Genomic DNA, 18114 nt, shown 5'->3' with positions numbered 1-18114 from the left:
CGGGACAGCGATTCTCGGCGGCGCTGCGGGGCTCTGCCAGTATGAGCAAGCTCGCCCGCGACAATCGCAACGCCGATCTGGCGCATCCCGAAGAGCTGCTGCCCCCGGCTGCTGCAGCAGTTCGTGCGCCTGATCGGGCTGCCGGCAACGCTGCGCTTCGTGGAGCAGTACGGCGGGGTGCGCGTCTACATCCCGGCCCAGGCGAACGCCGAGCATCCGTTCGCCGAGCTGATCGGCCTGGACAACCTGCGTGCGCTGTGCGCCGAGTTCTCCCACGACGGCTACGGCCTGCGCCACCCGATGCCCACTGCTACGGCCGCCCTGACGGCGGTCCGCAACGACCGGATCCGGGAGAAGCACAAGCACCGGACGGCGCGCGAGCTGGCGCTGATCTACCGGCTGATGAGCGGTCGGTGGAGCGCATCGTGACCGGCGCCGAGCAGGCTTCCGACCTGCAGATGCAGCTCGATCTGTAGGTTTAACTCGGCTCCGGTTGACCCTCAGAGCCGCGAGTTAAACGTCCGACCTCAGGCCATGCCCGGATGCTTTCTCCTGTCCCAAACGACCCTACGCGGGCCGTTTTTCACGTCCGACCTTGTGCGAGGTCGGACGTTGGGTCCCACCCAGTTAGGGGTCGCCAAGTCTTTGACACGCCTTCATTTTTCGCGGTCGGACGTAGATTCGAGCGTCCGACCTCAACGTCCGACCTTGTCTCCGGCGCGGCGGCACGGGCGGCCGTGCGGACCGAAGGGTGTTCCGAGGAGCTTTCCCCAATGAAATCAGGCCTCTGGACGGCACGGCCCGTTCCGGGCTACCCTGGCCCGTGTCGACCCATTTCAAGCCCACAGCGGCCGTTCTGACGCCCCGGTCGGCCCAATTTGCCAAACGGGTGTCCAACCCGGCCAGCCCCGCGTAACCCCGCGTCTCCATTCAGGTTTCCCAATCTGCCGACCCCCATCAGGGTCCAACAAAACGGTCGCCCCCCACACTCCGGCGCGAGGCTCAGCGCGGACGCAGGTCGAACACGAGGCAAGTGGTCGTGGCATGCGCGTAGAGCGTGCCGTCGGGCCCCACCAGCCGCGCCTCGGCCGTGGCCAGTTGCCGGCCGCAGTGGATCACCTGGCCGATGGCCCGCACGCGCGGCACCTGCGGCGTGATCGCGCGGACCATGTTGATGCCCAGCTCCGCCGTCGTGTAGCTGCGGCCCGCCGGCAGGCTGGTGTGCACGGCGCAGCCCAGGGCCGAGTCGAGCAGGGTGGCGAACCAGCCGCCATGCACGGTGCCCAGCGGGTTCAGATGCCGCACCTGCGGCTGGCCCTGGAAGACGGCGCGGCCGGCCACGGCCTCGATCAGCACGAAGTCCAGCGTGCGGGCGATCTCGGCATAGGGCAGTTCGCCGGCCAGCATGGCCTGCATCACTTCCAGGCCGCTGCGGCCCATCACCTGGTCGGGCCTCGCCACGCCGGGGCCGGGGCCTGCATCCATCCGGGCGCGGACCGTGGCCTCGTCGTCCAGCCAGCGCTGCAGTTCGTTCGTGCTGTCGCTCATCGCATCTCCTTCGATTGCATATGCAATAGTTGCAGCTACAATCATAGGCCATGAGCACCACCGTCAAGCCCCAGGGCTGTACCAACTTCAAGCTGCGCCAGTTGGGCCGGCGCGTTTCGCGCCGGTACGACGCCGAGCTGGCGCAGGTCGGCCTCAAGACCACGCAGTATTCGCTGCTGTCGCATGTGCTCAAGCTGGGGCCGCTGCGCCCGGTCGACCTGGCGCGCGCGATGGGCCTCACGGCCTCGACGCTCACGCGCAACCTGCAGCCGCTGCTGGCGGCCGGCTGGATCGAGCAGGCCGAGGGGCCCGATGCACGCAGCCGGCTGCTGCACATCACCGACGACGGCCGCGACAAGCGGGCCGAAGCGCAGCGCCGCTGGCGCGCCGCGCAGGAACGGTTGAACGAACTGCTGGGCCTGGACCGGGTGCTGGCCCTGCATGCGCTGCTCGACGAGGCCATCGACCTGCTGCGCGCCAACGAGGACGGCGATGCCGACGAAGGAGAAGAGCATGAGTGATTCGACATCCACCCCCGGCGCGGCGCGCCTGCCCGCGCTGTGGCTGGTGCTGCTGGCCGCCGCCGGCACCTTCGCGCTGACGATGGGTGTGCGCCAGACCATGGGCCTGTACCTGCCCTCGCTCAACACCGCCACGCATCTGGGGCTGGGCAGCATCAGCCTGGCCTTCGCCTTCGGCCAGCTGTGGTGGGGCCTGACCCAGCCCTTCGCCGGCGCCTTGGCCGACCGTGTCGGCACGGCGCGCACGGTGCTGCTGGGTGTGGTGCTGGTGGCCATCGGCACCTTCATCACGCCGTACATGACGAGCACGCTGGGGCTGATCCTGGCCGTGGGCGTGCTGGCGGCGGGCGGGGCGGGCATGGCAGGTCCCTCGGTCATGATGGGCGCGACCATGCGGCTGGTGCCCCCGGCCCGTCGCGGGCTGGCGACCGGCGTGGTGAACGCGGGCGGCTCCTTCGGCCAGTTCGCGCTGGCGCCGGTGGCCATCGGTTTGACGGCGGCGGTGGGGTGGGCCGCGTCGATGCAGTGGCTGGGCGTGCTGGTGCTGCTGGCCCTGCCGGCGGCCTGGGTGCTTCGGGGCAATTCGCGCGCGCTGGTGGCGCAGCAGGCCGCGGCCGGCGGGCCGCGCGCCCTGACGGTGCGCGAGGCCATCGGCCAGGCGCTGGCCACACCCAGCTATCGCTACCTGGCTGCGGGCTTCCTGGTCTGCGGCTTCCACGTGGCCTTCCTGGCCACGCATCTGCCCAGCGTGGTGGCGGCCTGCGGCCTGCCGCCGGCGGTGGGTGGCTGGTCGCTGGCGGTGATCGGCCTGTTCAACATCGTCGGCAGCCTGGCCATGGGCTGGGCCGTGGGGCGCTGGCGCATGAAGTCGCTGCTGTCGCTGGTGTATGCGACGCGGGCGGTGGCGGTGCTGGTCTTTCTGCTGGCGCCCAAGACCGTGGCCGTGATGCTGGTCTTTGCGGCAGTGATGGGCGTGAGCTTTCTCTCCACCGTGCCGCCGACGGCGGGGCTGGTCGCCAAGATGTTCGGGCCGGCCAACATGGCCATGCTCTTCGGGCTGGTGATGCTGTCGCACCAGATCGGCGGCTTCCTGGGTGCGTGGATGGGCGGCTGGGTGTTCGAGCGCACGGGCAGCTACGACCTCATGTGGTGGATCGACATCGCGCTGGCCGCCGGCGCTGCGCTGGTCAACCTGCCGATCCGCGAGTCGCCCCCCGCGCGCGCCATGGCGCCGGCCTGAGCCTCCGCTCTTCTTCGCACCCCTCCGCGTCACGGCGGCCGCAGCAATGCGGTGCCGCCGCCGCATGCCCGCTTCCAGGACCTCGCCATGACCTCATCGACTCCCCGGCTCGACCCGCGCACCCGCATGCTGCTGGAGGCGCCCATCACGCCCACGCTGCTGCGCCTGGCCGTGCCCAACATTGCGGTGATGTTCGCGCAGGCGGCCATCGGCCTGGTGGAGACCTACTTCGTCGGCCGGCTCGGCACCGATGCGCTGGCCGGCATGGCGCTGGTCTTTCCGCTGGTGATGCTGATGCAGATGAGTTCGGCAGGCGCGATGGGCGGCGGCATCGCCTCGGCCATCGCACGGGCCCTGGGTGCGGGCCGGCGCGACGACGCGCACCGGCTGGTGTGGCAGGCGGTGGCCATCGCGCTGGGCTTCGGCCTGGCCTGCATGGGGGTGATGTGGCTCGCGGGCGGCTGGCTGTATGCCCGCATGGGCGGAGAGGGCCCGGTGCTGGCCGCGGCGCTGACCTATTCGCACTGGGTCTTCGGCGGCGCGGTGCTGGTGTGGCTGTTCAACTCGCTGGCGGCGGTGGTGCGCGGCACCGGCAACATGGCGCTGCCGGCGCTGGTGACCATCGTGGGCGTGGTGGTGGCCGTGCCGCTGTCGCCCATGCTCATTTCCGGCTGGGGCCCGATTCCGCCGCTGGGCATCGCGGGCGGGGCCATCGCGCTGCTGCTGTACTACCTGGGCGGCACGGTGGCGCTGGCGCTGTACCTGCGTTCGAGGCGCAGCCTGCTGCAACCGGCATGGTCGCAGGCGCAATTGAACTGGCCCCTGATGCGCGGCGTGCTGCGCGTGGGCCTGCTGGGCGCGGTATCGACCGCAGCGACCAACCTCAGCATCGGCATCGCCACCGGACTGGCGGGCCACTGGGGCGCAGGCGCCATCGCCGGCTATGGCACCGGTGCGCGACTGGAGTACCTGCTGGTGCCGCTGGTCTTCGGCCTGGGCGCGCCGCTGGTGGCGATGGTGGGCACGAGCATGGGCGCCGGTCGACCCGAGCGTGCGCTGCGCGCGGCGGCCATCGGCGCCGCCCTGGCCTTCGGCATGACGACGGTGATCGGGGTGGCGGCCGCGCTGTGGCCGCTGGCTTGGCTGCGGCTGTTCGGCCACGACGCGGCGATGCTGGAGGCGGGCACCTCGTACCTGCGCGCCGTCGGGCCCTTCTACGGCTTCTTCGGGGTCGGGCTGGTGCTGTATTTCGCCTCGCAGGGCGCGGGCCGGCTGATGTGGCCCGTGCTGGGCAACCTGCTGCGCCTGCTGGTGGCGGGCGTCGGCGGGCTGGTCGTGGTCGCATCGGGCGGCACGCTGGCCCAGGTGTTCGCGGCGCAGGCGGCGGCCCTGGTCGTCTACGGCCTCGTCATCGCATGGAGCATCGCGGGCGGCGCCTGGTTCGGCCGGGTGGGATGGCCCCGCTGGCCCGGACGCGAAAACGCCACCCTGGGTGGGGTGGCGCTTCGGTCAGACCGTTGACCGGTCAGTAGCGATAGGGGTTGTGCGGCCGGCGGTCGTAGCGGTTGGGCACGCCGTCCCGGTCGGCATCACCCCAGCCGCGACGGTGGTGCGGGGGGCGGTGATAGTGGTGCGGCGGCGGACCGTAATACCGCGGCGGCGGGCCGTAGTAATGGCGCGGCGGCGGCGGGTAGTACACCGGTGCGGGCACCGGCACGTAGGCGGGTGCCGGCGGCGGGCCGCCCAGGTACACCTGCGCCTGGATGCTCGGGCCGCTGGCTTGCGCGAGGGCCGGGACGGCGAGTCCGGCCAGCGCCAGCGCACCTGCCGAGAAGGCCATGGTCAACTTGTTCATCACGACTCCTTGCTTCCTGTCGGTTGTTGGTGAAGCAATGGTCGCCGCCGCTTGTCAATGCCATGTAAGCGGCCGGAGAAGCACGGAAAGAAGTTGTGAGCATTTGGCCGCTTGCGTGAAACGAAGGCCTGCCGAATGCGACACCCGTTTCAGGGTGTGACGGCCGCGGGCGCCGGCAGCATGCGCCGCAGCGCCTCGAAGAACAGGTCGGACTGTTCCCTTTCGCCCTGCACCTGCGCCGCGACGCGCGCGGCGATCCCGGGTGCCACGGGTGCCAGGGGCCGGCCCGTGCTCTGCGCCAGCACCTGGTGCAGGCAGGCGCGCTCCAGGTAGTAGAGGTCGTCGTAGGCATGGGCCACCGTGGCGCCGGCCACGATCACGCCGTGGTTGGCCAGGAAGGCGACGTCCTTGCCCTGATCGGCGGCCATGGTGCGGGCGATGCGCTCGCCTTCGGCATCGTCCAGCGCCAGGCCGTTGTAGTGCGGGTCGATGGCGATGCGGTCCATGTAGCGCATCGCGTTCTGGCTCAGCGTGGGGTCGAGCGCGCGGTCGGCCGTGAGCGTGAGGGCGGTGGCATAGGGTGCGTGCACATGCATGACCACCGCATGGCCAGTCAGTCGATGGATAGCGCCGTGGATGAACAGGGCCGTGGGCTCCACGCGATGGCGGCCCGCCAGCACCTGGCCGTGCACGTCGATCATCACGATGTCGTCCGGGCCGACCTCGCTCCAGTGCAGGCCGCGCGGGTTGATGAGGTAGCGCGCCGGCTCGCCGGGCAGCATCACGCTGAAGTGGTTGCAGACGCCTTCGCCCAGGCCGTGGTGTGCCGCGGCGCGCAGGGCCAGGGCGAGGTCCTCGCGCAACTGGCGCACGGCGGGGCTGTGGAAGTCGGTGTGGGCGTCGAGGGTCATGGGGGCGCGGGGGAGCGGAAAGGGGAGCAACGGCAATCGCTCGAACGTGAGCAGGCGCCGATTGTGGCGCCTGCTTCGCGTGGGCCCTGGAGGAACCGCTGCGCCTTGCCGCGCCGGATCCTCGACCCTGCGCCGGCCCCCGCGTCCGGGCGGCTCCTGGAGGGGGCGTGATTCGCGCTGGGCCGCGCTCAGCGATGTGCGAAGGCCGGCTGGCCGCTGCCATCGGGAACGCGCGGCAGCGCCGCACCCATGTCCACGCCCCGGTGCTCGCGGCTGAACAGGATCAGTCCGGCGATGACCACCGCCACCGTTCCGGCCACCACCGCCATCGCGAAGGCATAGTCGTTGCCCCGCGAGGTGGCGAGCGAGGCCTGCATCGTGGCGTTGACCGAGGCCAGCAGGTTGCCCAGCTGGTAGACCAGGCCGGGGAAGGTGGCCCGCAGCGCGGGTGGCGAGATTTCGTTGAGGTGCACCGGGATCACGCCCCAGGCGCCCTGCACGCTCAGCTGCATCAGGAAGGCACCAGCGGCCAGGGCCGCGGCCGAGTGCGAGTAGGCCCACAGCGGCAGCACGGGCAGCGCGAAGAGGGCGGCGCCGAAGATGGTCCAGCGGCGGCCGATGCGCTCCGACAGCGTGCCACAGGCCAGGCCGCCCACGATGGCGCCGATGTTCAGCACGATGGTCACCAGCGACACGGTGTGCGCGTCGAAGCCGTGCTGCACGCGCAGGAAGGTGGGGTATAGGTCCTGCGTGCCGTGCGAGAAGAAGTTGAAGGCGGTCATCAGCACCACCGCATACAGCGCGAGCTTCCACTGCTGGCGCAGGCCGGCCAGCAGGCTGGGCCGCGGCTGGCTGGCCATCTGCTTCCATGCGGGCGATTCCGGGACGTGCGAACGCACGTAGATCACCAGCAGCGCCGGCAGGATGCCGACGAAGAACATGCCGCGCCAGCCGATGTGCGAATAGAACAGGCCGAACACCAGCGAGGCCAGCAGGAAGCCCGTGGGATAGCCGGCCTGCAGCAGCCCCGAGACGAAGCCACGCGAGCGCGCAGGCACCGTCTCCATGGTCAGGGCCGAGCCCACGCCCCATTCGCCGCCCATGGCGATGCCGAAGAGCGCCCGCAGCACGATCAGCGTCGCCAGGTTGGGCGAGAAGCCCGACAGCAACTCCAGCACGGCATAGCAGAGGATGTTGGCCATCATGGTCGGCCGACGGCCGAAGCGATCGGCCAGCCGCCCGAATATGAGTGCACCCACCGGCCGCATCGCGAGCGTGAGCGTGATGGCCAGTGCCACCGAAGGCAGCGGCGCGTGGAACTCGGCGGCGATGTCCTTCAGGATGAAGACCATCAGGAAGAAGTCGAAGGCGTCCAGCGTCCAGCCGAGGTAGCTGGCGGCGGTCACATGGATCTGCTCGCGGGTCCAGGTCATGGGGGGTTCTCCTTGGGTTGTGCAAGCGTTGCGCCTGGCACGGAGGAGGAACAACCGCCAGTGTCGGTGTGCAGCGTGAAGCCACTCTAGGCCGATGGCACGGGCGATGCCAGTCGGACGCGGCCTTCTGCCGGGCCGCTTAAGACTGGCCTAAGGATGCGCGCCGGGGGTGGCCGGGGGTCTTTCGATGGGCGGCTCGGCCGCGCAGCCTGGGCCTCAGGAGGGCTTGCGGCGGAGCACCGCCACATGGACCGGCGTGCGTACGACGAAGCCGAGGCCCTCGTAGAGCGAGATGGCGGCGGTGTTCGTCGTCCACGCATGCAGGAAGGGCGTGTCGCCGCGCTGCTGGATGTCGGCCGCCACGGCAGCCGACAGGCGCCGCGCCAGTCCACGGCCTCGGAAGTCGGGGTGCGTGCAGACGCCACTGATCTCCACGTACCCGGGGAAGCGCATGCGCTCGCCGGCCATTGCCGCCAGGCGGCCGGCGATGCGCAGGCCGATGAAGCGGCCCAGCGTGTGGGTCCGGGCAAAGAAGGGGCCGGGTTCGGTGAGCGCGGCCAGCGCGCCCATCTCGGCCGCATCCGCATTGCCCAGCACCACCACATCGTCATCGGGCGGCAGGTGGCGCGTGGCCACCATCTGGACGCCACCGGCCGCCTTCAGCACTTCGAGGCCCGGCGCAACGGCAATGGGCGGCACCTGCAGCAGGTACACGCTGTCGCCGTCGGCGCCGATGAGGCCGGTGAGCGCGGCGAGGCTGTCCGCGCCTTCATCCGCCGTGGCGGCAAAGCCGTGGAGGTCGGGCACGAAGCGCCGTGCGCGTTCATCCCCGATGGCCCATTGCGGCCGATGTTGCAAGGTGGCCCAGACGGGACGGTCGAGTGCGGACATGGTCAGGAGGCCTGGATGCGCTGCAGCAGGGGCGCGCTGGCCAGCGCGTCTTCGAGTGCAGCGAGTTGCGAGAGCAGGTCGCCCCGGCTTCTGGCGCAGGCCTGCGCGACCGCGGACTCGATGGCCGGCCAGGCTTCGCGCCGGGCACGCTGCACAAGGCTTCTGCCCTTGCGGCTCAGAGCCACACGGCGCACGCGGCGGTCTTCGTCGCCGGTGGCCGACTGCACGAGTCCGTCGTCCTCCAGCCCCTTGAGCGAGCGGGTGACCACGGGCTGGCTCACGCCCACGGCCTGGCTCAGTTCGCCGACGCTCAAGGCGCCCAAGCGGTCCAGCGCGGCCAGCAGCGGGAAGTGCGCGGCCGGCTGGTCGAAGCCATGGCTGGCGAGCACGGCCTGCGTCTGTGCCTGCAGCAGCTCGCCCGTGCGCTTCAGGCGGGTGCCGAGCGTCAGGTGGCCCAGCTCCTTCACGACGTCCTCGATCATGCGGTCTCCATGCAAGCCGTTTCCATATCATGCTATGTAAATGGCCTGGCCGCGTCAATCGGGCGGCCAAAGAAAAAGCGGCCCGATGGGCCGCTTCGTTCTTCGCCTGTGGAGGCAGGGCTCGATCAGTAGCGCTTGCCGCCGCCGGAGTAGCCGCCGCCACCGCCACCGCCGGAGTAGCCACCGCCACCGCCGCCACGACGCCGATTGCCACCACCGCCACCGCCGTTGCCGCCACCACCACCGCCACCATTGCGGCGGCCGCGGCCGAAGGTGGCCTCGACGCTGGTGCGCAGCGGATCGGGCTGGCCCGCGGGGCCGCCATAGGCTTCGGCGCGGCGATGCGCGACCACGTCGGCATGCGAGGGACTGGTGGTGTTGCCGTGGTGCTTGGGCTGGCGCTCGGGACGGTCCTCGTACAGAGCGTGGGCCGGCGCGTTGCCGCCGCCGTGGCCGCCCGCGCCGCCATGGTGGCGCTTGGGCCCGTTGTTCTGACGCGGCGGACGCTGGCCGCCATTGCCGCCGCCCGAAGGCTGGCCGCCGGCGCGCTGCTGCTGCGGCTGCTGGCCCCGGCCGCCCTGGCCCTGACCTTGGCCGCCGCCGGCCTTCTTCTGGCCGCCACGTTCGCCCTGGCCCGCCTTGTTGTCGCGGATGCGGGTCATCATCTCCTGGCGCGCGGCGCGGGCCGCGGCGGCCATCACCTCGCGGCTCGGCGGCTTGCCGGCGCCGCCCCACAGGGTCTGGCGACCCATGGCGATGGGCTCGGCGATCTCGCCTTCGTCAGGACCGAAGCCTTCGATCGTTTCCGACGGGATCTGCTGCTTGGTGAAGCGCTCGATCTCCTGCATGAAGCCTTCCTCGTCCAGGCAGACCAGGCTCACGGCCTGGCCTTCCTTGCCCGCGCGGCCGGTGCGGCCGATGCGGTGGACGTAGTCCTCGGGCACGTTGGGGATCTCGTAGTTCACCACGTGCGGCAGGTCGTCGATGTCGATGCCGCGGGCGGCGATGTCGGTGGCCACCAGGGCGCGGATCTCGCCGCTCTTGAAGCCTGCGAGGGCCTGCGTGCGGGCACTCTGGCTCTTGTTGCCGTGAAGCGCCATGGCGGTGATGCCGTTCTTCTCGAGGAACTCGGCCACATGGTTGGCACCGAACTTGGTGCGCGTGAACACCAGCACCTGGCTCCAGTCGTGCTGCTGGATGATGTGCGCCAGCAGCTGCTTCTTCTTGCCACGGCCCACCGGGTGGACCACCTGCGTGATGCGCTGCACCGTGGTGTTGCGCGGCGTGACCTGGATGCTCTGCGGATTGCGCAGCAGGCTGTTGGCCAGCTCGCGGATGTCGTCGCTGAAGGTGGCCGAGAACAGCAGGCTCTGCTTGTCCTTGGGCACCAGGGCCAGCACCTTCTTCACGTCGTGGATGAAGCCCATGTCGAGCATGCGGTCGGCTTCGTCCAGAACGAGGATCTCGACGGTCGACAGGTCCAGGTGGCCCTGCTGCTGCAGGTCGAGCAGGCGGCCGGGCGTGGCCACCAGGATGTCCACGCCGCGCTTGATGCGGTCGATCTGCGGGTTCATGCCCACGCCGCCGAAGATGACGGTGGAGCTCAGTGGCAGGTACTTGCCGTAGGTGCGCACGGATTCCTCGACCTGGGCGGCGAGTTCGCGCGTGGGGGTCAGCACCAGGGCGGCGATGCCGTCCTTGCCGAACTTGTTGGTCTTGCCCTCGCCCTTGGACAGGCGGTGCAGCATGGGCAGGGTGAAGGCGGCGGTCTTGCCGGTGCCGGTCTGCGCACCGGCGAGGAGGTCATGGCCTTCGAGGACGGCCGGGATGGCCTGGGCCTGGATGGGGGTGGGGGTTTCGTAGCCTTGCTCGCGCACGGCCTTGAGGATGGCGGGGGCCAGCTTCAGTTCGTCGAAGTTCATTCGGTAGTTACTTACGGGCGCCATGCACGGCGCGGTGTTCGTCTTGCGTCCACCCGCCGCGATGGCGCTGCTTGGGCGCGAACCGGGCCAGTCGAGGTGGAAAGGGAGGTAAGGCGGGAGCCTGGAAGGATGCGGATCCGTCGTCCCCGGCGAAGAGCCGTGTTGCGGGTGACTGTGCCCGGCAACGTCCCGATTGTGGCACGAGTTCCGGGCCTGCGTGCCCGTGGGCCGCGTCGAGGAGGGATAATCGATGGTTTTCGCGCTCGCCCGGCACCGGGCCCCTCCTCATCCGAGCGCGTTCCCCCACCCCGCACCGACACGAAGCCATGGCCCAGTACGTCTACACCATGAATCATGTCTCCAAGACCGTGCCGCCCAAGCGGCAGATCTTGAAGGACATCTCCCTCTCGTTCTTTCCCGGCGCCAAGATCGGCGTGCTCGGCCTCAACGGCTCGGGCAAGTCCTCGCTGCTGAAGATCATGGCCGGCGTGGACAAGGAGATCGAGGGCGAGGCCCTGCCGATGCCCGGCCTGTCCATCGGCTACCTCGAGCAGGAACCCAAGCTCAATCCCGAGCACACCGTGCGCGAAGCCATCGAAGAGGCGATGAGCGAGGTCAACAACGCCAAGAAGCGCCTCGACGAGATCTACGCCGCCTACGCCGAGCCCGATGCCGACTTCGACGCCCTGGCCGCCGAGCAGGGCCAACTGGAGGCGGTGATCGCCGCTGCCGGCACCGACAGCGAGCACCAGATCGAGATCGCCGCCGACGCCCTGCGCCTGCCGGCCTGGGACGCCAAGGTGGGCATGCTCTCCGGCGGCGAGAAGCGCCGCGTGGCGCTGTGCCAGCTGCTGCTGTCCAAGCCCGACATGCTGCTGCTCGACGAACCCACCAACCACCTGGACGCCGAGTCGGTCGAGTGGCTGGAGATCTTCCTGCAGCGCTTCACCGGCACCGTGGTGGCCATCACCCACGATCGCTACTTCCTCGACAACGCCGCCGAGTGGATCCTTGAACTGGACCGCGGCCGTGGCATTCCCTACAAGGGCAACTACTCCGAATGGCTGCTGCAGAAGCAGACCCGCCTGGAGGCCGAGCAGAAGGGAGAAGAAGCCCGCGCCAAGGCCCTGAAGAAGGAACTGGAGTGGGTGCGCCAGAACGCCAAGGGCCGTCAGGCCAAGAGCAAGGCCCGCATCCAGCGCTTCGAGGAACTGAGCGACTACGAATACCAGCGCCGCAACGAGACGCAGGAAATCTTCATTCCCGTCGCCGACCGCCTGGGCAGCCAAGTGATCGAGTTCAAGGGCGTCAGCAAGAGCTTCGGTGACCGCGTGCTGATCGACAACCTGTCGTTCAACGTCCCGGCCGGCGCCATCGTCGGCATCATCGGCCCGAACGGCGCGGGCAAGTCCACGCTGTTCAAGCTGATCGCAGGCCGCGAGCAGCCCGACAGCGGCGAGGTCGTGATCGGCCAGACCGTCAAGATGGCCTTCGTCGACCAGTCGCGCGACGCGCTGGCCAACGAGGCGACCGTGTGGGAAGACATCTCCGGCGGCCTCGACATCATCAACGTCGGCAAGTTCCAGATGGCGAGCCGCGCCTACGCGGGCCGCTTCAACTTCAACGGCCAGGACCAGCAGAAGAAGGTCGGCAACCTGTCGGGCGGTGAACGCGGCCGCCTGCACCTGGCCAAGACGCTGATCCAGGGCGGCAACGTGCTGCTGCTGGACGAACCGTCGAACGACCTGGACGTGGAAACCCTGCGCGCCCTGGAAGACGCGCTGCTGGAGTACGCCGGCACCGTGCTGGTCATCAGCCACGACCGCTGGTTCCTGGACCGCATCGCCACCCACATCCTGGCCGCCGAAGGCGACTCGCAGTGGGTGTTCTTCGACGGCAACTACCAGGAGTACGAGGCCGACAAGAAGAAGCGCCTGGGCGAAGAAGGCGCCGCCCCCAAGCGGGTGCGCTTCAAGGCGCTCAAGTAAGCCGGCCCCCCGCTCGCCGGGCCCTGCGGCCTGGCGGGCCCGTTGGCAGGCTGCGGGCCGGACGTGCCCGTATCCGCGTCGACGCTCAGACGGTCGCCACCGCCAGCGTGCGCAGCAGCGAGCGGTTGATCTCCTCGGCACCCATGTCGAAGCGCGCGCGGGTGGCGCGCACCACGGCCGGGTTGTCCTGGCCGAGGGCCTGGGCCACCTGCAGCACGCTGGCGTAGGGCCCGGTGCCGCGCAGCACCGCCTCCACCAGTCGCTCGGGCAGCGCCACCCGACCGACCGCCGTGCGCATGGGCTCGTCCATCACCAGGTCGAGCTGGGCGAACAGCCCGCACAGGTAGACCTCCCGCCGCAACTCCTCTTCCACCCCCGCTTCCATCAGTTGCGAGGTGAGGTGCGCCCGCAGCACCATGGTCGCATTGGCGGGCTGCAGGTTGCGGTCGTCGCTGGTGTGGGGCAACTGCTCGGCCAGCCAGGCGTCGAGCGTGCGGTAGCCCAGCATCATCACGCCATGGCGCAGCGAGGTGATGCGGCGCCGCAGGCCCAGGCTCGCCGAGTTGAGATGCAGCAGCAGGCGATAGGCCAGCGCCGGCTCCTGGCCGAACTGCAGCTCCAGCTGATCGAGCGACTGTTCGGATTCGAGGGCCTGCATGGTGCGCACCACGCCGCGGCGCGTGGGCGGCAGCGGCTGGCCCTTGTTGCGGTGGAGCACGTCTTCGATGGGCCAGCCGGCCACGGCCCAGGCTGCGCGCTGGTCCAGCGCATGCTCGACCAGCGCCATGCTGGCGGCACCCACCACGATCTGCTCGGGCTCGATGGGGCTGGCGGCCAGTTGCGCCTGCGCGGCCGCCCGCTGCGCGGGATGCCGCGGATCGGCCTCGCGCGCGCGCAGCACGGCCTGCAGGGCGGCGGCCGCATGGTCGACCTCCAGCTCCATCACGCGGGGCGAGCTGCGGCCCGGGAAGTCCGTGCGCCGCGGACCGGGGCCGGCCGAGGCGATCAGTGCGGCACCGCGGCGGCGGGCCTCGGTGGCGGCCAGGGCCAGGGCTTCATCGGCCAGCCAGTCGACCGGCACCTCGACCATCGGCGACTCGCCATCGGCCTGCTCCAGCACGCCGTGCAGCAGCCGGGGCGAGCGCGGCGCCACCAGCAGTTTGGGCGATTCGGCCATCCACATCTCGGTGAGGCTGCGCAGCAGATGGCCGCCGTCGGCGTGTTCACCGTCCTCGTAGGCCAGCAGCCGTATCCCCGCCATGTCGCGCCTGCGATTCCAAAGAAGCTGGTAGCAAAGGGTGAGACTGCCGAGAACGGATTGGGCCACGATGCGGAAGAGGGAGGGAAGCCTGGCGACAGGCCTCAGCTCAGGTAGTTGAAAAGAGAGAGCTTCTGGATCTGGGCATAGGTGCCCAGGGCGGCAGAGTACATCGTCTGCTGGCTGCTGATATCCGAGAGAACCTTGACAGGGTCGGCATCCTCGGCGTCGGCACGCACCTTCTCGAGCTGGTCGCTGCGGGTGGTCAGCCGGTCGCCGATGGTGTCGGCCCGGTTGAGCAACTCGCCGGCCTGGCTGCGTGCGGCCGACAGCTTGGCCAGTCCCGAATCCACCTGCGCCAGCCCGCGCGAGACGGCCTGCGTGACCTGGCCACTGGCCGTGCTGCGCACACCCGCGATGGCCTGGTCCATGACGGCGAAGAGGCTCTGGCTGCCCGAGGGCTTGACCTCCAGCGTGTCGCCGTTGGCTGGCGTGCCGCTGGCCGTGAAGGACATGCCGCCGAAGCTGATCGCCTGGCCGCTCTTGTACGCGGCGCCGGAGACCACCGCCTGCTGGGTGTTGGTGTCGACCACGTCGTAGGTGGCCGTGCCGTCGGTGGCGACGGAGAACTTCACCTGGTAGGCATGGCCGGTGAGGGCGCCCGGGTCCAGCACCTGGCCGGTGTCGGTGTAGACGCGGCTCGTACCGCTGGCCTGGTCGACCTCGAACACGCCGTTGCCGGTGGGCACGTCCATCCAGGTCGCGAAGCCGTCGAGCACGCCGGGCACGCTGCTGTCCGAGGCGGCGGCCTGGCCCGACACGCCCTGGTAGCTCACCGTGCCGCCGGCATCGGTGAAGGGCCGGGCGGTGCTGCCCAGGCCGCCGAAGAGCGGCAGGCCGTCGGCATTGGTGGTGTTGGCATACGACAGCAACTGGTCGCGCAGCGCCGTCATCTGCTGGGCGATGGACTGGCGGTCGGTCTGGGAGAGCGCGCCGCCGCCAGCCTGCACCAGCAGCGAGCGGAAGGACTGCAGGGCGGTCACCGAATCGCCCAGCGTCGACTCCACGCTGGTCATCGAGGCCGTCTGGGCCTGCAGGGCGCGCTGCTGCGTCTCGACACGGGCCACGCGGGTGGTGGCGCGCTCGGCCTGCGCCGCGGCCAGCGGGTCGTCGCTGAGGCGGTTGATCTTCTTGCCGGTGTTGACCTGCTCCTGCAGGTCGGCCAGTTGGGCCTGGCGCTCGGCCAGGCGCTGGATGGCCGTCTCGCGCAGGTTGGGGGTGGAGATGCGTTGGATGGTCATGCGGTGGCCCCTTGCTCTCAGCGCACGCTGGACAGCAGCGAGTCGAAGATGTTCTGGGCGATCTGGATCACCCGGGCCGAGGCCTGGTAGGCCTGCTGGTAGGCCAGCAGCTTGGTGGCCTCTTCGTCCAGGTTCACGCCGGTGCTGTTGGCGCGTGCCGTCTCGGTGCTCGTGGCGATGGCCGAGGACACCTGCGCCGCGTACTTGGCGCCCTGGGCCCGCACGCCCACGCGCGCGATCAGGCCGGCATAGCCGTCCGACAGCGGCGAGCCGTCGATCACCTTCTGGTCGGCCAGACCCTGCAGGGCCTTGGCATTGCCGCTGTTCTGCGCCGTCATCGAGGCGGTGGCCGCCTGCACGGTCACGGTGTCGCCCGCCTTGGGCACGCCGGTGAGCGTCAGCGACCAGCCGTTGACCGAGATCGCCTCGCCCGCGGTGTAGGGCTGGTTGCTCAGGTTGCCCGTGCCGGTGCCGCTGATGTTGTAGGTGCCGTCGGCATTGAAGGTCAGGGTGGCCGTGGCGGTGAGGTTGGCGTTCTGCGCGCTGGCATACACGCCCGACACGGCCAGGCTGCCTGCGTTGGCGGTGCCGGTGCTGGCCTGCACCGGGCTGCCGGCCGCCACCGCGCTGGCCGAGCCCAGCGCCACCGCCACCTTGCCCGCGGCCTGCGCGAAGGGTTCGATGCGGTAGACGTCGCCCGGTGCGCCGGCGCCCGACTGCAGATCGAGCGACAGCCCGTCGATCTGCGCGGGCAGGCTGGCGAAGCTGCTCACCGTGTTGTCCGACAGGCGCCGCACCTGGTAGCTGCCGTCGGGCTGCACGCTCAGCGCATACGAAGAGGGCACGAGCGCCGACACGTCGCTCACAGTCGCCGCGAACACCGCGTTGCCGGTGTTGGTGGCGGCCGGCGTCGACGCGGGCACGCCGATGTCGCCGAAGAGCTTGTTGCCGGTCTCGCCGTTCAGGCCGACGCCCAGCGAATGCTGGGCATTGACCGTGCTGGTCATCGTCAGGGCCAGCCGGCCCAGCAGGTTGCGCGTGTCGGGCAGGTCCTCGTTCAGGAAGCGCAACTGGCCCGCTGCGGCGCCACCGCCGAGGGTGTCCGCGTCCAGGTGGGCCACCACGCTGCCACGCGCGATGTCGAGCGTGGTGCTGCCGTCGGCCGCCGTGCCCACCGACACCTGCCCGGTGCTGCTGCCCAGCACCAGCGCCTGGTTGCCGACGAAGACCGACAGCGTGCCGTCGTCCGCCTGCACGGTGCTGGTCTGCACCTGGGCGTTGAGCTGCGTGACGAGCGCGTCGCGCTGGTCGAGCAGGTCGTTGGGCTCCTGCCCGGTGCCGCGGGCGCGCTGGATCTGGCCGTTGATCTTGGCGATGGAGGCCGCCAGGCGGTTGACCGTGTCGGCCGCCGTGCCCAACTGCTCCAGCGTGGACTTGCCCATCTCGTCGAGCTGGCTCTGCGCGCTGGAGAAGCGCGAGGCCAGCGCGCCCGCCTGGGTCAGCACCACCGTGCGCGCCGACAGGTCGGTCGGGGCGCTCGCCACGTTGGTGAAGGCATTGAGCAGCGAGTTCATGGCCGCGCCCAGGCCCGCGCTGCCGGTCTGGAACACCGATTCGAGCGAGGCCAGCTGGTCCGAGCGGGCCGAGTCCGCGGCCGAGACCGCCGCCGTCTGGTTGGCCTGCTGCGTGAGGTAGCTGCTGTAGGCGCGCTCCACCGTGACGACGCGCACGCCGTTGCCCAGGTAGCCGCTGCCGGTGGGCGTGGTGATGGCCTGCTGCTGCACCACCGACTGGCGCGAGTAGCCCACGCTCCCCGCGTTGGCCACGTTGTTGCCGGTGGTGGTCAGTGCCGCCTGGTTGGCCTGCAGTGCGGACAGGCCGATGTTGAGGAGGGAGCTCATGTGGTCTGCAGCCGCTGCTGGAGGGCCTGCGTCGCCTGGATGGCGCGGCCCAGCTTGCGGGCATAGGCCGGATCGGTGGCATAGCCGGCCTTCTGCAGCTGCGCCGCATAGGCCTGGGCGGAATGGGTGTTGGCGCGGGCCTGCGCGTAGCGCGGGTTCTCGCCGATCAGGCGCGCGTAGTCGCGGAAGGACTCCTCGGGCGAGTCGTAGGCGCGGAACTTCGCCTTCACCTTGCGCGGCTCGCCATGGATGTACTCGGTGGTGGTCACGGTGGCGACCTTGCCCGTCCAGCCGGCCGTGGCCTTGATGCCGAACAGGTTGTGGGCGCTGCTGCCGTCGGCATTGCGGATCTCGCTGCGGCCCCAGCCCGTCTCGTGGCCGGCCTGGCCGATCATGAAGGCGGCCGGGATGCCGGTCTCCTGCGCCACGCGTTGGGCCGCGTCCTGGTGGCGGGCCACGAAGCCGCTCTGGCTGGCGGTCGTCGACACCGGCGCCTTGCCGATGCCGCCCATGGCGGCCAGCGAAAGCGTGGAGGGAGCCTGCCTGCCCTGGATCTGCTGCGTCAACTGCCGTGTGATGGCGTCCGACAGGCCTCCGGGCAGGCCCGACAGCTGCACCGACAGCTGCTGGTCCAGCAGGTCGGTGCCCAGCTTCTCGCCGTCGCTGTCGAGCAGGCCCGACTTGGTGGTCGCCTCGCGCATGCTCTTGATCAGCTCGCGCATGAAGAGGGACTCGAACTGCTTGGCGGCCTCGCGCACCGCCTTCGGGTCGTTGCCCGTGGCGTACTTCAACGCGTCCAGCGAACGCGCGTCGGCGGCCAGGCTGTTGGAGGTGGAGGTGCCGATGCTCATGGCGATGCCGGC

General features: G+C 70.2%; 16 protein-coding genes. 5 read left to right on the top strand and 11 right to left on the bottom strand.

The window, feature by feature from the left end; genetic code table 11:
• Positions 1–123 precede the first annotated feature (123 nt).
• Complete coding sequence (locus L0984_RS03590; RefSeq protein ID WP_234192367.1) at positions 124–429, top strand: hypothetical protein; 306 nt, start codon at positions 124–126, stop codon at positions 427–429.
• Between the two features lie 573 nt (positions 430–1002).
• Here L0984_RS03590 and L0984_RS03585 read toward each other — a convergent pair.
• On the bottom strand, positions 1003–1548 hold the full coding sequence (locus tag L0984_RS03585; RefSeq protein ID WP_234192366.1) for a PaaI family thioesterase: 546 nt from the start codon (positions 1546–1548) through the stop codon (positions 1003–1005).
• A 50-nt stretch (positions 1549–1598) separates the two neighbouring features.
• Between L0984_RS03585 and L0984_RS03580 the strand changes: the two genes are divergently transcribed.
• From L0984_RS03580 to L0984_RS03570, 3 genes are all read left to right on the top strand, one after another.
• Positions 1599–2069 (top strand): MarR family winged helix-turn-helix transcriptional regulator, encoded by a 471-nt coding sequence (locus tag L0984_RS03580; protein ID WP_234192365.1) that lies wholly within the window; start codon positions 1599–1601, stop codon positions 2067–2069.
• On the top strand, positions 2062–3309 hold the full coding sequence (locus tag L0984_RS03575) for an MFS transporter (protein WP_234192364.1): 1248 nt from the start codon (positions 2062–2064) through the stop codon (positions 3307–3309). The genes L0984_RS03580 and L0984_RS03575 overlap by 8 nt, the downstream gene beginning before the upstream one ends.
• Before the next feature lie 87 nt (positions 3310–3396).
• The gene (locus L0984_RS03570) at positions 3397–4830 is read left to right on the top strand and encodes an MATE family efflux transporter (protein ID WP_234192363.1); all 1434 of its coding nucleotides are present in this window, start codon (positions 3397–3399) and stop codon (positions 4828–4830) included.
• A 4-nt stretch (positions 4831–4834) separates the two neighbouring features.
• On the opposite strand, the gene L0984_RS03565 is transcribed toward L0984_RS03570, so the two are convergent.
• The 6 genes from L0984_RS03565 to L0984_RS03540 form a co-directional block, all read right to left on the bottom strand.
• Complete coding sequence (locus L0984_RS03565; RefSeq protein ID WP_234192362.1) at positions 4835–5164, bottom strand: hypothetical protein; 330 nt, start codon at positions 5162–5164, stop codon at positions 4835–4837.
• A gap of 149 nt (positions 5165–5313) precedes the next feature.
• Positions 5314–6075: an aldolase gene (locus tag L0984_RS03560; protein ID WP_234192361.1), complete on the bottom strand. Its 762-nt coding sequence runs from the start codon at positions 6073–6075 to the stop codon at positions 5314–5316.
• Positions 6076–6263: 188 nt separating this feature from the next.
• On the bottom strand, positions 6264–7508 hold the full coding sequence (locus L0984_RS03555) for an MFS transporter (RefSeq protein WP_234192360.1): 1245 nt from the start codon (positions 7506–7508) through the stop codon (positions 6264–6266).
• A gap of 216 nt (positions 7509–7724) precedes the next feature.
• Positions 7725–8399: a GNAT family N-acetyltransferase gene (locus L0984_RS03550; protein ID WP_234192359.1), complete on the bottom strand. Its 675-nt coding sequence runs from the start codon at positions 8397–8399 to the stop codon at positions 7725–7727.
• 2 nt (positions 8400–8401) lie between these two features.
• The gene (locus tag L0984_RS03545) at positions 8402–8881 is read right to left on the bottom strand and encodes a MarR family winged helix-turn-helix transcriptional regulator (RefSeq protein ID WP_234192358.1); all 480 of its coding nucleotides are present in this window, start codon (positions 8879–8881) and stop codon (positions 8402–8404) included.
• Between the two features lie 125 nt (positions 8882–9006).
• Positions 9007–10803 (bottom strand): DEAD/DEAH box helicase, encoded by a 1797-nt coding sequence (locus L0984_RS03540; protein WP_234192357.1) that lies wholly within the window; start codon positions 10801–10803, stop codon positions 9007–9009.
• Between the two features lie 326 nt (positions 10804–11129).
• Here L0984_RS03540 and ettA point away from each other — a divergent pair, with 326 nt between their 5' ends.
• Entirely contained in the window at positions 11130–12791 is a 1662-nt protein-coding gene (ettA, locus tag L0984_RS03535; RefSeq protein WP_234192356.1) for an energy-dependent translational throttle protein EttA, read from the top strand.
• An 85-nt stretch (positions 12792–12876) separates the two neighbouring features.
• Here the strand turns inward: ettA and L0984_RS03530 are convergent, their stop codons facing one another.
• From L0984_RS03530 to flgJ, 4 genes are all read right to left on the bottom strand, one after another.
• Positions 12877–14052 (bottom strand): HDOD domain-containing protein, encoded by a 1176-nt coding sequence (locus L0984_RS03530; protein ID WP_234192355.1) that lies wholly within the window; start codon positions 14050–14052, stop codon positions 12877–12879.
• A 101-nt stretch (positions 14053–14153) separates the two neighbouring features.
• The gene (flgL, locus tag L0984_RS03525) at positions 14154–15350 is read right to left on the bottom strand and encodes a flagellar hook-associated protein FlgL (protein ID WP_234192354.1); all 1197 of its coding nucleotides are present in this window, start codon (positions 15348–15350) and stop codon (positions 14154–14156) included.
• A 17-nt stretch (positions 15351–15367) separates the two neighbouring features.
• Positions 15368–17251, bottom strand: a complete 1884-nt coding sequence (gene flgK / locus L0984_RS03520) for a flagellar hook-associated protein FlgK (RefSeq protein WP_234192353.1) — start codon at positions 17249–17251, stop codon at positions 15368–15370.
• Entirely contained in the window at positions 17248–18102 is an 855-nt protein-coding gene (gene flgJ, locus L0984_RS03515) for a flagellar assembly peptidoglycan hydrolase FlgJ (protein WP_234192352.1), read from the bottom strand. Before flgJ ends, flgK begins: the two co-directional genes overlap by 4 nt.
• Positions 18103–18114: the final 12 nt, after the last annotated feature.

Origin of the sequence: Pseudacidovorax sp. NFM-22 (genome assembly GCF_021401245.1) — a bacterium.
Lineage (GTDB): Bacteria > Pseudomonadota > Gammaproteobacteria > Burkholderiales > Burkholderiaceae_C > Xenophilus.
Note: the sequence above shows the minus strand (reverse complement) of the source record. Positions and strands in the feature narration are given on the sequence as shown.

Excerpts from the sequence above, each read along its gene's own strand:
- ettA (WP_234192356.1), top strand. The coding sequence starts at position 11,130 with ATGGCCCAGTACGTCTACACCATGAATCATGTCTCCAAGACCGTGCCG.
- L0984_RS03570 (WP_234192363.1), top strand. The coding sequence starts at position 3,397 with ATGACCTCATCGACTCCCCGGCTCGACCCGCGCACCCGCATGCTGCTG.
- flgK (WP_234192353.1), bottom strand. The coding sequence starts at position 17,251 with ATGAGCTCCCTCCTCAACATCGGCCTGTCCGCACTGCAGGCCAACCAG.
- L0984_RS03580 (WP_234192365.1), top strand. The coding sequence starts at position 1,599 with ATGAGCACCACCGTCAAGCCCCAGGGCTGTACCAACTTCAAGCTGCGC.
- L0984_RS03565 (WP_234192362.1), bottom strand. The coding sequence starts at position 5,164 with ATGAACAAGTTGACCATGGCCTTCTCGGCAGGTGCGCTGGCGCTGGCC.
- L0984_RS03545 (WP_234192358.1), bottom strand. The coding sequence starts at position 8,881 with ATGATCGAGGACGTCGTGAAGGAGCTGGGCCACCTGACGCTCGGCACC.
- L0984_RS03550 (WP_234192359.1), bottom strand. The coding sequence starts at position 8,399 with ATGTCCGCACTCGACCGTCCCGTCTGGGCCACCTTGCAACATCGGCCG.
- L0984_RS03575 (WP_234192364.1), top strand. The coding sequence starts at position 2,062 with ATGAGTGATTCGACATCCACCCCCGGCGCGGCGCGCCTGCCCGCGCTG.
- L0984_RS03555 (WP_234192360.1), bottom strand. The coding sequence starts at position 7,508 with ATGACCTGGACCCGCGAGCAGATCCATGTGACCGCCGCCAGCTACCTC.
- L0984_RS03540 (WP_234192357.1), bottom strand. The coding sequence starts at position 10,803 with ATGAACTTCGACGAACTGAAGCTGGCCCCCGCCATCCTCAAGGCCGTG.
- L0984_RS03585 (WP_234192366.1), bottom strand. The coding sequence starts at position 1,548 with ATGAGCGACAGCACGAACGAACTGCAGCGCTGGCTGGACGACGAGGCC.
- L0984_RS03560 (WP_234192361.1), bottom strand. The coding sequence starts at position 6,075 with ATGACCCTCGACGCCCACACCGACTTCCACAGCCCCGCCGTGCGCCAG.
- flgL (WP_234192354.1), bottom strand. The coding sequence starts at position 15,350 with ATGACCATCCAACGCATCTCCACCCCCAACCTGCGCGAGACGGCCATC.
- L0984_RS03530 (WP_234192355.1), bottom strand. The coding sequence starts at position 14,052 with ATGGCGGGGATACGGCTGCTGGCCTACGAGGACGGTGAACACGCCGAC.
- flgJ (WP_234192352.1), bottom strand. The coding sequence starts at position 18,102 with ATGAGCATCGGCACCTCCACCTCCAACAGCCTGGCCGCCGACGCGCGT.